General features: G+C 36.2%; 14 protein-coding genes and 2 tRNA genes. 1 reads left to right on the top strand and 15 read right to left on the bottom strand.

The genetic code is table 11. The features are described 5' to 3' along the window. Nucleotides 1-2: 2 nt before the first annotated feature. From J3U69_RS01775 to J3U69_RS01745, 7 genes are all read right to left on the bottom strand, one after another. The gene (locus J3U69_RS01775; protein WP_267412848.1) at nt 3-386 is read right to left on the bottom strand and encodes a hypothetical protein; all 384 of its coding nucleotides are present in this window, start codon (nt 384-386) and stop codon (nt 3-5) included. Nucleotides 387-513: 127 nt separating this feature from the next. Beyond that, nucleotides 514-786: a hypothetical protein gene (locus tag J3U69_RS01770; protein ID WP_267412847.1), complete on the bottom strand. Its 273-nt coding sequence runs from the start codon at nt 784-786 to the stop codon at nt 514-516. Nucleotides 787-1,076: 290 nt separating this feature from the next. Continuing rightward, a tRNA-Gln gene (locus J3U69_RS01765) sits at nt 1,077-1,148 on the bottom strand. Between the two features lie 8 nt (nt 1,149-1,156). Beyond that, nucleotides 1,157-1,228: transfer RNA gene (locus J3U69_RS01760), tRNA-Glu, on the bottom strand. 201 nt (nt 1,229-1,429) lie between these two features. Then, on the bottom strand, nt 1,430-2,293 hold the full coding sequence (locus tag J3U69_RS01755; RefSeq protein ID WP_267412846.1) for a PRD domain-containing protein: 864 nt from the start codon (nt 2,291-2,293) through the stop codon (nt 1,430-1,432). A 21-nt stretch (nt 2,294-2,314) separates the two neighbouring features. Then, the gene (locus J3U69_RS01750; protein WP_267412845.1) at nt 2,315-3,718 is read right to left on the bottom strand and encodes a glycoside hydrolase family 1 protein; all 1,404 of its coding nucleotides are present in this window, start codon (nt 3,716-3,718) and stop codon (nt 2,315-2,317) included. A 36-nt stretch (nt 3,719-3,754) separates the two neighbouring features. Further along, nucleotides 3,755-5,683, bottom strand: coding sequence for a beta-glucoside-specific PTS transporter subunit IIABC (locus J3U69_RS01745; protein ID WP_267412844.1), 1,929 nt, complete (start codon nt 5,681-5,683; stop codon nt 3,755-3,757). A 362-nt stretch (nt 5,684-6,045) separates the two neighbouring features. Between J3U69_RS01745 and J3U69_RS01740 the strand changes: the two genes are divergently transcribed. Continuing rightward, nucleotides 6,046-7,056 (top strand): serine hydrolase domain-containing protein, encoded by a 1,011-nt coding sequence (locus J3U69_RS01740; protein WP_267412843.1) that lies wholly within the window; start codon nt 6,046-6,048, stop codon nt 7,054-7,056. A gap of 27 nt (nt 7,057-7,083) precedes the next feature. On the opposite strand, the gene J3U69_RS01735 is transcribed toward J3U69_RS01740, so the two are convergent. The 8 genes from J3U69_RS01735 to J3U69_RS01700 all read right to left on the bottom strand — a co-directional run bounded on the left by J3U69_RS01735 (nt 7,084) and on the right by J3U69_RS01700 (nt 17,078). Further along, nucleotides 7,084-7,260, bottom strand: coding sequence for a hypothetical protein (locus tag J3U69_RS01735; protein ID WP_267412842.1), 177 nt, complete (start codon nt 7,258-7,260; stop codon nt 7,084-7,086). Between the two features lie 248 nt (nt 7,261-7,508). Next, nucleotides 7,509-8,975: a GH39 family glycosyl hydrolase gene (locus J3U69_RS01730; RefSeq protein ID WP_267412841.1), complete on the bottom strand. Its 1,467-nt coding sequence runs from the start codon at nt 8,973-8,975 to the stop codon at nt 7,509-7,511. Between the two features lie 164 nt (nt 8,976-9,139). Beyond that, nucleotides 9,140-9,460 carry a PTS sugar transporter subunit IIB gene (locus J3U69_RS01725; protein ID WP_220232978.1) on the bottom strand — a complete coding sequence of 107 codons (321 nt, stop codon included), beginning with the start codon at nt 9,458-9,460 and terminating at the stop codon, nt 9,140-9,142. Nucleotides 9,461-9,462: 2 nt separating this feature from the next. Next, nucleotides 9,463-10,896 (bottom strand): glycoside hydrolase family 1 protein, encoded by a 1,434-nt coding sequence (locus J3U69_RS01720; RefSeq protein ID WP_267412840.1) that lies wholly within the window; start codon nt 10,894-10,896, stop codon nt 9,463-9,465. Further along, nucleotides 10,889-12,172: a PTS sugar transporter subunit IIC gene (locus J3U69_RS01715; protein ID WP_220221036.1), complete on the bottom strand. Its 1,284-nt coding sequence runs from the start codon at nt 12,170-12,172 to the stop codon at nt 10,889-10,891. Before J3U69_RS01715 ends, J3U69_RS01720 begins: the two co-directional genes overlap by 8 nt. A gap of 185 nt (nt 12,173-12,357) precedes the next feature. After that, nucleotides 12,358-13,824 (bottom strand): GH39 family glycosyl hydrolase, encoded by a 1,467-nt coding sequence (locus tag J3U69_RS01710; protein ID WP_267412838.1) that lies wholly within the window; start codon nt 13,822-13,824, stop codon nt 12,358-12,360. A gap of 568 nt (nt 13,825-14,392) precedes the next feature. Further along, nucleotides 14,393-15,859 carry a GH39 family glycosyl hydrolase gene (locus tag J3U69_RS01705; RefSeq protein WP_267412836.1) on the bottom strand — a complete coding sequence of 489 codons (1,467 nt, stop codon included), beginning with the start codon at nt 15,857-15,859 and terminating at the stop codon, nt 14,393-14,395. Between the two features lie 22 nt (nt 15,860-15,881). Next, nucleotides 15,882-17,078: an MFS transporter gene (locus J3U69_RS01700; RefSeq protein WP_267412835.1), complete on the bottom strand. Its 1,197-nt coding sequence runs from the start codon at nt 17,076-17,078 to the stop codon at nt 15,882-15,884. Between the last annotated feature and the right edge of the window lie 13 nt (nt 17,079-17,091).

Here is a 17,091-nt window from a genome sequence, read left to right as displayed (position 1 = left end):
TTTTATTTGACTAACTTAATATATAATTCCAACCCTATCTTTTTTTGATATTCAGCAAAGTTTTCCATGAATTCATCTAGTGCCTTTTGCTTTAATTCCCAATATCTAGATTGGCCATAACCTATTTCTTTCATAGCTGTTTTATTCAAATGATCAAGTAAATAAATACTCGTTAGTATTTTTCTTGATTTATCAGAGCATGCTTGGATAGCTTTACCGTTGCACCAAGTAATATTTTCAGCAAAAACAATCTTTTTAGTAGTGCGTTTTGCATCAAGAGTGGTTAGCTTATCAACCTTATCAGATACTAAATCAGTCTTGCGCCTTCCTGACCAAATAACAAACATTGCCAGATCATGTTTAAGAAATACTCTTACATTTTCCATTTATCCATCCCTCCTAATAGGCTTATTTCGGCCCTCTAAGCGTCATTAATTACTTGAGCATGATATCTTACCATAGACATAATAAAAAAGCGTATTACACACCCTGCTATCCAAATACTCGTAAATCTTATAAATCGTTGATACCAACCTGCTTTTGCAACTTAATCAGGTTAACAGCAGACTGGTTGTATGCATCTAGGCGCCATCTCCACGCTGTATTATGAGTTATATTTAGCTCTCTCATTACATCAAGCTGTCTTTTATTATCAAAATACAGCTTCTTTAGTATAGTCTGATATTTTGCATCACAATTATTGATGGCTTGATAGATCACATATAAGCCTAATGCAGTATTAAGGTCATTAGTCAATAATATGAAGTCTTTTTGACTAAAATTCATATTTAGATCCTTCCTTTTAGTCCCGTTCGTAGACAAAACATTTCTAAATAGAAGTTTATAAACCGTTTGACACTTCTTGAAGTTACCTTTAAATCAACGTTTTTCATTGCGCACCTATACCAATTCAGCTAAATATCTAAGATTAGCCCACTTGCACGTCTACTTAAAAATATGAAGTCTAATATGAAGTTTTTTGGCTCATTTTAGGCTATTTTCAAAAAATCGCAAAAAATAAAAATGCCTTAGTATCAACGTTTTAAGCTAGTTGAAACTAAGACAAATCACAATTATTGGGATATCCGGGCTCGAACCGAAACATGCAGGAACCAGAAACCTGTGCCTTACCATTTGGCTATATCCCAGTGTTAAATCACCCGTACGAGAATTGAACTCGTAACTCCACCTTGAGAGGGTGGCGTCTTAACCATTTGACCAACGGGCAAAATCAACATTAATTATTATGCTTGAAGGCGAGGCTAATGTCAAGAGATTTTCTCGTATAAAGTATGATTTTTATTTTTAATATGGCATTTCTTAAAACTCTCCCCATTTCCTGACCAATCTCAAAATGCATAATAAAAAAGCAGCTTATCTTGGAGTGAAACAATAAAACTAATCGCCTTAATGACCAGCCAAAATTAAACTACTCTTTGTTTATCTCTTCAGCAACAATTTTGTGCAAATGAATTAACAAATAAACTTTTTCTTGCTTGGTAATTTGCAGATGATAATTTTGAGCAATAAAGCTAGCAATATGATTAATAATTTCAACTTCTAACGGCATTTTATTAGCAGGGTCTTGGTACAAATTTTCTCGATCTTCGTCAGGAAATAATTTATGATCATAAACTCGCTCGGCAAAATAATTAAGATGAGTCAAAAAGCGTGTGTAAGTAATTGTGTCAGTGTCAATCGGTCTACCAATTGACCTTTTAACTATTTTTTCTAAATTGGACACTAGTTGAGCAACGTTATTATTTTTATTGGACTTTGAACTAGTTATTTCGGCATCAATAAAATGCAGCCCAATAACTGTCGCCTCGCTTTTAGGTAATTCAATTTTTAGTCTCTTTTTGACTAAGCTCAAAGCAAACTTGCCAATTTCATACTCTTCTGGATGGTGTACCATTACATCTGGATAATCAAAATTTGGCCCACTTTTACCTGCTTTTACCCGCTTAACGACAAACGATAGATGATCTGCTAGTGACAAATAGAGATAATCACGCACTTTGATCTGATATTGACTGGCGGCAAAATCAATGACTTCCTTAACTAAAGTCAAATACTGATCAGGAATATTATTTGCCAACTGAACAAATTCTTTTAACTTCTTATTATCTGTAAGATTATCTGTAAGAACAAAAACTTTTTGAATTTCCTTTTTTTGAATAGGACAACCAATGGCCTTATGATAACCTATTCCTTTTCCCATTAAGATACATTCATTACCTGATCTGTCGAGCGCCAAAATAAGTGAATTATTCAGGACTTTCAATACTTGCATTAACCTTGCGCCTTATCTTTTTTAGTCTGTTAAACCATTATTCTTGATAACATTTTGGTACCAATAAAAACTATCTTTAGGAATGCGCTGCATGTCTTTTAAGTTATCATCAGTCCGATTGACATAAATAAAGCCATAACGCTTCTTAAATCCTTGATGTGAGCTTAATAAATCCATCACTGACCACGGACAATACCCAACTAGCTCTACGCCATCTTGAATAGCATCGTAACAAGCAGCAATATGATCTCGTAAATATGCAATCCGATATTGATCATGAATTTTACCATCAGCACTTAAATGATCGCCTGTACCCAAACCATTTTCAGTAATAATTAGTGGCAATCGAAACTGATGATAATACTCGTTTAAAACCATTTTCAGCCCTAATGGATCAATTTGTGCGCCATATTCAGTTGATTTAAGATTAGGATTCTGCTCAATTTTAAAATAGCCCGCTAAATCAAAGTCAACATCATGTTTGCGACTGCCTAAGGGATGCTTTTCGTCAGCTGGAAAATAGCGTGCAGCTAATGTACGATAATAATTTACTGCAATAAAATCTGGCTTGGCTTCTTCCAAAAGCGCCTGATCCCCAGCTTCAAAGTCCGGTAAAATGTCTAGTTTATTTAAGTATTCTAAATAATATCCAGGATAGCGGCCAATGCAGTACATTTCCAAAGCATAATTAGTTTTGAAATTATCATTCATTTTGGCAGCCCATACATCCTCGGGCTTACTGGAAATCGGATATGTCATGGTAGCCGAAACAGCCGGTCCTACTTGGCTATTTGGGATGATTGCATGACAATCATTAACTGCATATGCATTTGCCAAAAACATATGATAATCCATTTGCGCCCTAATCCGTTCCCTATCTTTAATCGGAACATGATCCATGTTCATGCGCTCGTCGACCCTAATCATTAAATTCTGCTCGTTGATTACCTGCCAATTTTTTACTCGGTCCCCGAAAGCATTGAAGCAAATCTGGGCATACCGTCTAAATGCGGCAACACACGCCCTATCTTGCCAGCCATTATACTTTAAAACTAACGCATAGGGCAAATCAAAGTGGTATAGCGTAACAAAAGGTGTAATCCCATTTTCTAGTAAACAATCGATCACTTGATTATAAAAGTTAATTCCATCTGGGTTCACTTCGCCATCACCATCAGGAATGATCCTTGACCAGGAAATAGAAAAACGATAAACATTTAATCCTAACTCCTTCATTAACTTAATGTCTTCACGATAGTGATGGTAAAAATCACTAGCAATTTTAGTATCTGCTTGTTCTGTTGAGTGTTTAAAAGAGTTAAAGTCGGCAATCGACTCGCCTTTACCCGCTTCATTCCAGGCACCTTCAATTTGAAAGGCAGAAGATGATGCGCCCCATAAAAAATCTTTCGCAAATTTTTTCATTCGTTTCTCCTTTTTAAAATTAAAACCTGTAGCTTGTTAATCATTAGTTAAGAGATAGAGCAAAGGACCATCTTCTTTTAAGTAATCCTTTTTAGTTGCTCCAATTGCAGCGTATTTTTTGGAATTAGTAATGATGATCGATGTTGTTAAATCGTATCCTTCGCGTTCCATTGCTTTTTGATCGAAAGTAATAATTACTTGGCCTTTTTCGACATGGTCACCCACTTCAGCATGCTTATTAAAATACTTACCTTGCAGCTTAACCGTATCAATTCCAATATGAATTAACATTTCAACACCATTATCTAGCATCAACCCTAATGCATGCATTGTCGGATATAAAACACTAATAGTTGCGGCCGCGGGGGCAACTATTTCTCCCTTATCAGGATACACCGCAATTCCTTTCCCCATAACGCCGGAAGCAAATACTTCGTCAGCTACTTGGGCAAGCGGAATTGCTTTTCCTTGGACCGGTGAAGTAATCTTTAAGTCGCAATCTTGTAAAACGAGCTGTTGATCAATAGTTGTTAACTTCTCTTGTTTCGTTGCTGTGGCCTCCTCATTATTATTTATTGCCTGCTTACCTGTATTTCCAGAATCTTTTTCCGGTAAATCAGTAAAGCCAAAAATAACGGTCATTAAACATGCTCCACCAAACGCAATTAGACAACCTAAAACGTAACAAATGAAAGCTTTAGTCCCAGCTGAAGCATAGACAGGAATGGTTAAAATTCCTTGGTTGGCAAAAGCATTGCCGTATGAGCCGCCCCAGCCCATTAGAGCGCCGCCTAGCGCGCCGCTAATAACAGCGTAAACCATTGGCTTTTTCAAACGTAAATTAGCCCCATAAATAGCTGGTTCCGTGATGCCAAACAGAGCGGTAACTGTAGCTGAAGCTGCTACAGTCTTCAGATTTTTATTTCTAGTTTTTAAAAACACGCCCAGTGCTGCTCCAGCTTGCGAAAAATTAGCTGCTCCTGCAAAGGCTAAAAGATTCTGGCGACCAGTTTTGGCAACATCGTTAATCCCAATCGGGATAATAGCTCGGTGTGCGCCAAAAATGACCAAGATGCACCAAATACCACCAATAAATGCACCAAGTAAGATTGGACTCAAATTCATAATGCAATGGTATGCCCAATTAATAAAGTCACCAAAGTAAATTCCAATCGGACCAAAAAGCATTAAAGTTGCCGGTACCATGATTACAAGTGACAACGTTGGGACCATAATCACTTTTAAAACATCCGGCATAATTTTTTTAATAAATTTTTCGACATATGATAAGACAAAAACGGCGATAATTATGGGAACAACAGACGAAACATAATTAGCCTTGGTAATGCCAATGCCAAAAAGAGTCACATTGTTCTTACCAGTCATTAAAGCTACAATCGTTGGATAGCAAAGTGTAGCACCTAAAGTCATCGCAATATAATCGTTTGTCTTAAATACTTTAGCAGCTGAACGAGCCAATATAATTGGCATAAAGTAGAAAAGTGCATCTGAAGCAGCGTTTAAGATAATATAGGTATTAAAAGTTTTAATATCGGTATGATATGCATTTAAACCAATTAAAGCTGCAACTGCTAGAATACCTTTAAGCATCCCCGAAGCCGCAATAGCTGGCACTGTCGGGGTAAAAATCGCGGTGACCACGTTGAGAATTTTGGTGCCCCAACCAACTTTTGGCGAAGATTGATCGTCATTGACATGTTCAGCTAATAAAGGCATTAATTGGTCATAAACTTGTTCGACTTTATTACCCAAAACAACTTGAAGCTGCCCTCCTGCCTCGACAACCTGGATTACCCCTTCAATCTGACCAAGCGCATCCTTATTCGCTTTTTTCTGGTCCTTTAACACAAATCTTAGCCGAGTAAAACAGTGCGTTAATCCGGACACATTATTTTTGCCACCAACTTCACTTAGGATTTGTTCAGCAATCTGATGCTCATTCATATTAACCCTTCTTTTTTCTAATAAAAAAAGATCAAACGTACGTAAAATAACACCATCAATGATGGTTATCTTTCGTACATTTGATCTCGCCTGCTCTACCAGTAACGCGTCAAAATCACGTTTTTCTTTTATTAAAGCTAATATAGCATCATCAATAAGCAGCTGCAAGCGCTTTTATCAAAAACACCATAAAACAATTTTTTTAACATATATGAGTTAAGGTTAATCTTACTAACAAATTAGCAACTTAAGACAATTATAAGTCTTAACCTTTTTGCCTAGATTTAATAACTTTAAACCATAAAATAGCCTTGTAATTGTATATAATAGAATGAGAAACATTTTACCGAAGGACAAATTTTATGATTGATTATTCAACCACTCAAAGCTTAATTGAATCAATGGTCACGGAGCGAATCGTTCCTGGCGTCAACTATGCTTTTATTAAAAACAAGCAAGTATTTACCTCAACCATTGGTTTTGCTAGTACATATCCCAAAGTGACTCAACTTAGTCCCTTTGCCCAATACGATTTAGCCAGTCTCACAAAAGTTTTGATTACTGAAAACATCTTATTAAAACTATATCAAAAAGGAAAACTTAATTTTACCGAGCCATTGACTGATTTTATTCCCGAATTTAAGGATCCAAGAGTTAGGCTCTTTCACCTCTTAACACATACTAGCGGAATTCGCGGTTGGATTGATCACCGCGATCAGCTAAATCATGACGAGCTGCTCAATGCAATCATTCATCTTCCAGTGACAGACGAATTTGAACATAAAATGCGCTATGCGGATACCAATTTTATTTTGTTAGGCTTGGTCGTTAAAAAAATCTACGGTCGCCCAGTCCAAGATGTGGGGATGTCAGAAATTATTGCGCCAATGGATTTGCCAGATACGACTTTTTCCCCTGTTAAAAATAACTGTGTGCCAACCGTCTGGCTCAATGATCAATTGCTTCAAGGCGTACCTCATGATCCCAAAGCCCGCCAGTTAGGCAGTGATTGCGGTTCTGCGGGACTTTTTTCATCAATGCTTGACTTAATCAAAATTTGTCAGGGCTACTTGGGAATCGAGCGAGACGTCTTACCGTTTAATCAAGAAGTTATTGCCCAGCTCTTTGATAATAAAAATCCTGCAGGACTTCAGCCCCGTTCTTGGGGCTGGGACCTTCGTTTTGATCCTGAATTGCACTATCCTTTGATTTTGCACACTGGCTTTACAGGCGTCTTGCTTTTGCTTGATCGCGTGCGTAAATCCGGGTTGATTTTATTGACTAATAGAATTCATCCCACCGGTCATAATCAAATTTTTCTGACTATGCGAGAAAAAATCATCCAAAGTTTTTTAAAAGAAAATGACCAATAAAAAAAGACAGTCTTCTGACTGTCTTTTTTAGCATTTACGTTGCTTTGGCCAAAAATGATAAATAAGATCAACAACAGCTTGAGCAAACATGCCTCCAGCCATCCAGTACATTGCCATCATCATCTGGTTAGTAAATGTAAAGTAAGCGGTAATGCCGTAAACTATTACCCAAACAATCTTAAAAAACAAATTATCACACATCATTGGTAAAAAAGCTCCCTTCGTTTCTCTGCCAATTATACCGTTTTTTAAGCCAAAAATGGGGCTTTTTCAGGTTATTTAATCGCAAAAATAAGCTTTTTTAAAATTTAATGTGAAATTTTGTTATTATTCTAAAATGTTTACAATCGTAAGCATTAACAAACTTTTTTGTAAAAGCAATCGGCTACATTTGTCGATTTTAATCAATTTTATCGTTATGTAATTTAATTATGATTATACTGATCTTCTTCTTAGACGAAATAATTGTGAATAGTAATCAAGGCACATGAATGAGGTGGCATTTCAACTGTAATCTGACCGTTTTCAATTACCATTTCTTGCTTTTGTAGCTGTGATGCTTTTCGAAGCTCAGCAATTTCTGCTTGTTTAAGATATTCTGGCTTACCAATTTCTTGCCATTTTCCAAATGAGTTAGCATGATTCTGATCTATTCTTTGTATAATAGCCTTGAAGTTTTTCTGATTGGCAATATTAATCACCACTTTTTCTGATGTTATTTTTTCACTTGGAACATTATGATTATATGTTAGTATCTGTAAGTCTTTTTGCTTTTGGACTGCAAGTACCTCAGCTGTTCCTTGATCTTTATTGATAACTTTTAGTCGCTTAGTACCTAATTGATGGTAAATTTCAAAAATACGGTAGACAGGTTTTTCAATACCCTGAACTGTTTGCAGGCCGTAGCCACCATGAAATACTCCCGGCTTTTGATATTGCTCTTCAAAAATATCAGTAAAAGTAAAGAACGAATAGCCATCAACTAAGCCATTATTGTCAGCTAATGTTTTAGCTACCATTGCAGCAGCATAAGGTTCGTCATGAATTAAATCACCTACCATTGCGGAAACATTCCATTCGGTATAATAAAGGGGATATGATTTAGCTTGCTCCCTCGTTCTAATAGTCATTTCTTTCAAGATGCCACGATGGTAGTCTGTTTTTTCTTGATCTGAGTTTTTGAAAAACTCCTCAATTCCCAAACCACTTTGCCATAAGGGATCATCTGTTGGGTAATGGTGAGTCGTAATGAAATCAAGTGGAACCTGATTCTTTTCACAAAAAGCAATCATTTCAGGGATCCATGAATTAAATGAAGTTGCTGGACCACCCAATTTTAACTTAGAATCTATTTTCTTAATTGTTAAGGCCGTAATTTGGTATAGGTGGAAATAATCTGATTGTTTCCCGGCGAAAAATAATGGTAAATTGGGTTCATTCCAAACCTCAAAAAACCACGATTCAACTTCCTCTTTGCCATACCGCTCGATTAAATGACAAATAAAACGATTAATAAGTTCTTCCCACATTGCATCCGATTTAGGCATTGTATTATTGCCACCATACGGAAAAACGCGATTCTTTCCTGAGGCAAGACAAGTAGGCATAAAACTCAATTCGACAAAGGGTTTCATACCAATTTTTAATAAGAAATCAAAGATCTTGTCAACGTTAATAAAATTATATGTAATCCCTTGAGACTTGCCGTTAAAATCAAAGTTTTCGATGCAAACACTCATTTCATCATCGAAAATACCATGAAAGCGAACATACTTGAACCCTAATTCTTGGTGAACTTTGATTAATTGCTCACGGTAATCTTCCCTCAACGCCGTATAAGCATGGCAGCTTCCAACACATGTTTCCCAATAATGGGGAAAATCTGTCTTGTTATTTTCATCAATTGTAAAATTTAGCATAAGTTTCTCCTCTACTATTTGTGAAGCGCTTTCACATTATTAAGTATATGGATTTTAAAATTTTCCTGCTATAGTCAAAAAACAGAATAACTATGCTCAAATCCCAGTTTTTTAAAATTAAAAAAGCCAGCCTAGTAGGCATGACTTTTTATACTCATCTATTATTATTCACCCATCAATTGGTATGCTTGGGCAAGAACTTTGGCGCCATCCATTAAGCCATACGCTTGCATGTCAATCACGGCTAAACCAATATTTTTCCCTTCTACTTTTTGCTTGAATTCATTTTCCATATAACGAACTTGCGGTCCGAGCAAAATGCAATTAATATTGCCCTGCGCAATTTTGTCATCTGCTTCAGCTGCTGGAACAGCAAAGATTTCAACATCCTTACCTTGTTCTTCTGCAGCTTTTTTCATTTTGGTTACTAATAAACTTGTACTCATTCCTGCGGAACAGCACAGCATAATGGTTTTTTCAGCCATTTTTAAATCTCCTCTTTATCTTCATCAATGTTCAACTTCACAACATTTTGGGCATTAGTTGCAATTACCTTTTGGTAAAAATAATAACTATCTTTCGGGTAACGTGCCAAATCTTTTTCGGCATAATTATCGCGGTTAACGAAAACTAAGCCATAGCGCTTGTCCATACCATCATTCACACTTAATAAATCTAAAAATGACCACGGATTAAAGGAAATGACATTGACGCCATCTTTAATTGCTTCACGCAATTCATAAATATGACCATTTAAATATTTAATTCGCTTGGTATCGTGAACCTTGCCCTCTTCTAATTCTTCCCGTTCCGGCCAACCACATTCAGTAATAATAATTGGAATATTAGGATAACGGTCGTTAACTTTTTGCAAAGCAAAACGTAATCCAACTGGATCATACGAAAAGTCCCATTCAGAGTTCATCAGGCGATCATCCCTAACTTTTTCAACATTTGAAATAACCCCATCAAGCATTTTAGGACTTTGTTCTTGGCTCAATTTAAAAACTGAAGTTGAATACCAATTCAAGCCTAAAAAGTTGGCCTTACCATTTTGTAAAATCTGCTCGTCGCCATCTTGCACGTCAAGCTCAATATTACTATCCAGCAAATAGCGTTTGTAATATGATGGCAATTCTCCCCGTAGTGCGACATCCATATCAATAAAAGAAATCATATCTTCCATTGATTTACTTTTTAATGCATTGGCAGATGTATGATCATAAGGAAAATTAGTCATATAAGAAACCGCAGGACCAATTTTACTTTCCGGATATAATTTATGACATAACGCATAAACTTTAGCCTGAGCCAAAAACATGTAATAATTGGAATTTTCCCCTTTTTGCCGAAGCTGATGCTTATCTGAATCCGTTATACCATTCATCGCTGGCACATTAGCAATCAGAGACTGCTCATTAATCGTCAGCCAGTATTTAACACGATCCCCAAATAATTCTAGAACTGTTTTAGCATAACGATAATAATCAGAAATTGCCTGTCTATTGGACCAGCCACCATACTCCCTAATTATGCCAATCGGACAATCAAAATGAAATAAGGTAACTATTGGTTCAATCTTATTCTCAACCAAAAGGTTAATTAACCTATTATAAAAAGCAATCCCCTTTTGATTAGGCTCTTGATCATTGCCATTAGGAAAAATTCGGGCCCACGAAATGGAAAACCGGTAGCTCTTAAGACCGAGTTTTGCCATTAATGCCACATCTTCTTCAACGTGATGATAATGATCCACACCGACTGAAGTATCCAAATACTTGCTTTTTTGTGAACGAAGATCGGCAACTGTTAGTCCCTTGCCATCCTCATTAGCAGCTCCTTCTACTTGAAAAGCAGATGTGCTGGCACCCCACAAAAAATCTTGCGGAAAATCTTCTTTTAGATGAAACTGATTAGTCATTCTTGCTGTTTTCCTCCTCTAAAGCCTGCTTGTCGGCTACTCTAAAGAATGGGAGGTAAATGACAAACATTAAGGCAAAATTGATTAGCCAAACGACAGCACCTTGCCAACCCATAATCATTGCGTCTGCAATTAACTTAGGCATTGTCCAAGGCATTCCCATTCCAAGGCTAGGATTATAGTTGGTAATAAAGCCAATTTTAACAGCTAATAATGCCACTCCACTAGAAACAAAGCTTGATAAAATAAATGGAATAAACATTAATGGGTTTAAAACAATTGGCATCCCAAAAATAATTGGTTCGTTAATATTAAAGATGTTTGGTAAAGCTGAAACTTTGAAGAACTCTTTATAACGCTTAGATTTACCAAAGATTAAGGCAATTAACACTAAACTCAAAGTAGCACCGGCCGCATCATTATTTGAAAAGGCAAAAACAACTAAGTTACTCAAAAATGGAATTGTTTTTCCTGCTTGATAAGCGGGCGTGCTGCTGACCATCATTGAGATCACAATCGGAATAATGACAGATTGAATAGCTGCTGGGTGAATACCAAAAGTAAACAGTACATTTGACAAAACCATAATTAAAATCAGGGTAATTGGTGAACCACCTACATTCATCAATGGCGTCGTAATTAATTTATTGATAAAGTCAAAAACATTGCCAAATTGTGAGTAGTCAAAGATTGCTCTAACAACAAATACAACGGTAAAAATAATGATACCAACAATCAGCGGCTCAATCGATGAGCTAACCATGCTTGGAACCGAGTCAGGTAATTTAATTATTAACTTTTTATTTCTGCTCAATTTAACGTAGAATACACCAATTAAAATTGACAATAGAATTGCAACAATAATTCCTTCACTACCTAAGTAGTTAATTTGGAAAGCATTAACTGGCTTTTTCCCAGGAATAGATTGCGGCATTAAAATAAAGAAACTTGCCAAACTGAATAATCCAGCAACTACCCCATTAGCTTTACATTTTTGTGCATAATTATACGCAATTGTAAATGCAATGAAAACAGCTAAGATATTCATTGTTCCGTTAACAATCGCCGTCATTGAAGGCGTGATGCCAACTTGATTGAACCAATCCGCTACTGGTTTAATTGGAAAACTAGCGAAGATTGAAAACACAGAGGCTCCAATCGTCACTGGCAGAGTCATCACCATCCCAGAAGAGATACTCTGCAGAACCTTATTCTGGCCCAGTTTATTTGAAAATGGAACGAGATATTTCTCTAACCACTTTTGAAAATTTTTCATTTTCTATACTCCTTAAATCGCTTAATCGCTTTCATTTCTTACCAAGTATATTAGCAATTTAGTAATATAACCATAGCCAAAAGCCAGAGAAACTATGGCGGTTTCACAGATTCTTTTTTTATTAATAATTAACTGCACCAAAAAAGCCAGACTAGGTAAATTTCGTCTGACCTTCTCTTTTACTCTTAATTAAAATAATTATTAACAGTGACAAATGCACATGAATGTGGCGGCATTTCCAGTTCCAGTCGTCCATCTGAAATAGTCAGCTGTTCATTTTGCAATAGCGCTGTTTGCTTAAGCTGTTCTACTTCATCCTGCTTAAGATATTCCGGACTTCCCATCTTAACCCATTCTTTAATTGGATTGGCATGATCATCATCAATTCTCTGCACTAAACAAGTGTCCGAATGGCTAGAAGCAAGATCAATTGCTACTTTTTCAGTTTGAATCTTCCCGCTTGGAACATTGTGGTTATAGACTACGAGTTGCAAGTCGTTAGCCTTTCTAGTAGCCAATACTTCTGCTGTTTTTTCCTGATCAGCAGTAACTTTAACCCGGCTTGTTCCTAATTGGTGAAAGATTTCAAAGATGCGATAGACAGGTTTTTCGATTCCATCAACAGTTTGAAGACCGAAGCCACCGTGAAATACTCCCGGCTTTTGCGATTGCTCTTCAAAAATATCACTAAAAGTCCAAAATGAATAACCATCAACTAAACCATCATTATCTGCTAAGGTTTTGGCGACCATTGCAGCCGCATAAGGTTCATCGTGAATATGATCACCCAGCATGGCTGAAACATTCCATTCAGTATAATACAGCGGATATTTTCCCGCCTGCTTCTTAGTCCTACTGGTCATTTCTTTTAAAATGCCCCAGTGATAGTCTGTCTTTTTACCGCCAGTCTTCTTAAAGAATTCCTCAATATCCATTCCGCTTTGCCATAATGGATCATCTGTTGGATAATGATGCGTTGAAATGAAGTCAAGAGGCACATTATTTTGTTCACAAAAAGCAATCATTTCTGGTACCCAAGAATTATATGAAGTCGCTGGGCCACCGAATTGTAGTTTTTCATCAATTTGCTTAGCTGTTTTAACTGTTATTTCATAAAGGTGAAAATAATCCTTTTGGGTGCCGGCAAAGAATAGGGGCAGATTTGGTTCGTTCCAAACTTCAAAAAACCAAGATTCAACCTCTTCCCTACCATAGCGGGCAATGATATGAGTAATAAACTTCTCAATTAATTCTTCCCACGCTTGATCAGATTTAGGCATAGTATTATTGCCGCCATAGGCAAAAATTTTATTTTCGCCTGAAGCCAGACATGTTGGCATAAAACCTAATTCGAGAAATGGCTTCATACCAATGCGCAACAAAAAGTCGATAATATTATCAATATTACCAAAATTATAGGTAATGCCTTGCGATTGCCCATTAAAGTCAAAGTTCTCAATGCAAACACTCATCTCATCATCAAACAGGCCATGAAAACGGACATATTTGAACCCTAATTCTTGATGTGCCTTGGTTAATTGTTGTCGGTAATCTTCACGCAGAGCTGTATAAGCGTGACAACTACCTACACAAACTTCCCAATAATGCGGAAATGGAGTTTGAATACTTTTTTCTATTTTAAAGTTCAGCATACTTTTGCCTTCCTAATTTTGTCAAAATAATTGAATTACGTGCGATTAGTAGCCTTTGCCAAGTAAAATTCACTTTGCTGTTTTCGTTCTAAAGATTGAATTACTCAGTAAAAAAAGATGCTAATTTTCTTTATCGCACCGATTAATGCGCTTACATCAATAATTTAAGTATATGAGTTAAATTTTTTCTCTGCTATAGCGAAAAGCCAGAAAAAGTATGTCGATTTCACAGTTTTTCTGACCAACATTTTTCCGTTACTTTTGCAAGCAATTCTAACAGTAAACAAATGAGTCCGAGAAGAAATTAATTCTTTTAACGAAAAAGCAAGTAAAGTCCTAAAAATGATGTTTTACCTACTTTTTCTTCTTACCTCACCAAATTGACTATTAAGTCAGGCTCTTTATCACTCTTTACAAATTTAAGGTTATAAGCTTCTTTTTTAGATTATTTTCGACTTTTGCATGCTTCCTTAACCGTATTTTCGCATGCTAAAAAGCGTTGAACTTGATGGTTCAACGCTTTTTGTTAATCCAAGAGAATAGTTTTTTCTCCAGACTCTTTTTATGGTTATTCAAAATAATCAGGAATGGTAATCAATGCGCATGATTGTGGCATTAGTTCTAAGTTAATCTTGCCATTTTGTATTTTTATACTTTCAGGTTTTAGCTGCGAAGCGACACGCAATTCTTTAACTTGGTCTTTGCTAACATAAGTTGGTTCTCCCATTTTCTGCCACAATTTCTTAGGATTAGCATGATCTTCATCAATTCTTTCTATTTCACATATACCACTTATCGTTTTATCTAGATCAATTTCCAATTGTTCTGTTTTAATTGGTTCTTTTGGTACATTATGGTTATACGCCACGATTTGTAAGTTATTTTCCTTTTGGACAGCTAAGATTTCAGCAGTAGCATTATTATTATCTTCAACATTTATTCTTTGATCACCGAGATTGTGGAATATTTCAAACAATCTATAAACCGGCTTTTCGATTCCATCAACTGTTTGCATGCCGAAACCACCATGAAATACTCCCGGCTTTTGAGATTCTTCTTCAAAGATATCCGAAAATGCCCAATAATCATATCCTTCAACTAGTCCATCATTGTCTGCTAAAGTTTTAGCCACCATCGCTGCTCCATAAGGAGTATCATGAGCGGAATCACCAACCATCGCTGAAACACTCCACTCTGTGTAAAATAGTGGGTAGTTTTTGGCTTCATCTCTTGTCTTAGAAGTCATAACTTTGAGTATTCCTCGAGGATAATCTTGTGGAACGCCATTAGTCTTTTTAAAAAATTCATCAATATCCATGCCACTTTCCCACAAAGGATCATCTGTTGGATAATGATGTGTCGAAACAAAGTCCAGAGGCAAATTATTTTTCTGACAAAAGTCAATCATATCAGGTATCCATGAATTGTAAGATGTGGCTGGTCCGCCAAAGCGCAGTTTTTCATCAATCTTCTTAGCCGTTCTTACTGTTATTTCATACAAGTGGAAGTAATCCTCTTTTGTACCTGAGAAAAAGCGGGATAAATTTGGCTCATTCCATACTTCAAAGTACCATGATTCAACCTCATCCTTGCCATAACGCTCAAGGATATGCTCTATAAATTTGGCAATTAACTTTTCCCATGACTCATCAGATTTAGGCATCGAATTATTGCCACCATACGGAAAGATTTTATTTTTTTCAGAAGCTAAACAGCTTGGCATAAAACTTAATTCTACAAAGGGCTTCATCCCAATTCTGATTAAAAAATCATAAATTTTATCAATATTAACGAAATTATAGGTGATGCCTTCTGACTTACCTGTAAAATCAAAGTTTTCGACGCAGACACTCATTTCATCGTCAAATAAGCCGTGAAAACGGACATATTTTATACCCATATCTTGGTGTACCTTGGTTAATTGTTCTTGATAATCTGCTCTTAACGCAGTATAAGCGTGACTACTGCCAACACACATTTCCCAATAATGTGAAAACGATTTTTTTGAATTTGAATTTATTTTAAAATTTAACATTTTGTTTCTCTCCTACAATAAATCAATTATTATCTTCTGCCTTCTTTTTTACTCTTGATCCGAACCTAGTCAGTAATAAAACTAACGCTGTAATTACTGAAACAGCTATTCCTGCTAAAAAAGAATCGCGGCCCGGTGCTATTTTTACAGCTGCCAGTAACACTGGCACAAACATCCCTGCCAATGAACCAATTAAGGTGTTAATAGAAACTGCTAGTGGAAATTGTTTTTGATCAGTTAAAATTGACATTTCATATGGCGCAGTTGCGTTAACTAACACGATTCCCATGCCTGAAAAGGCGTTACCGATAATATGCAAAATAACGTTAGATGAGAATATTATGCAGATGAAAGATAATGCGAATGCAATGAAACCCCAGGCAATCGTATCATCCCTAGTAAGCTTTCTAATATAAGTTAAAAATGCTGCAGTAATGATACCGCCAATATTACCTAGCGCCGTAACCATTGCTACATAAGCAGTACCCTTATTTTGTCCTGCTAAAACAATAGATTGATTGGATAAAAAAGTCATCATTGCTATTGAAAGCATAAAATTAACCAAATACAAAACGTAAACATAGCCACTAAGATGTTTTAATAAAGACCAAAAGCCCATTTTTTTAGCATCATTACTTTCATTCTGATTAGTGCTGGCAAGTTTTTGATCTTGTGGAATTAAAAACAATGCAAGAGCAAAAACTACCAAGCCTAAACCATAAATCCAGAACAGATTGCGCCAATTGCTGTTACCTAAAATGCCACCCAATGCGGTAAAGATCATCATGCCAACATTCGTAACACCGGTAGCCCACCCCATGGTAGTGGCACGTGCTTCTCCTGTAAAATTCTCCTGCAATAAAACTGGTACAACATTAGTAATAGTCCCTGTGCCAAAGCCAACTAGGACCATGCAGGCTAAAATCAAGTTAAGACTGCTACTATAAATTGCCGGAATTAAGCCACCAATTGTTACAAATAAAATCGCCATTAAACCTAGATTTTTACGGGTCATTTTAAAAGTTAAATATGCAAAAAATATTGTAGAAATAATCTGACCAAGTTGCGGTATTGAACCTAACAGTTGTACTTTAGAAATGGGTTCTGTAGAAAATGACCTTGCTATTGCTGCAATTGCTGACGTGACAGCTGTACCCAACATTAACAGCAAGTTCATACTCAATATACCTATTGCCTTTAAAATTTGTCTTTTAGTCATCAAAGTTACCTTC

This window comes from Lactobacillus sp. B4026 (assembly GCF_026535825.1).
Classification (GTDB): Bacteria; Bacillota; Bacilli; order Lactobacillales; family Lactobacillaceae; genus Lactobacillus; species Lactobacillus panisapium.
The sequence above is the reverse complement of the archived record's forward strand: the minus strand, read 5'-3'. Positions and strand labels throughout refer to the sequence as shown.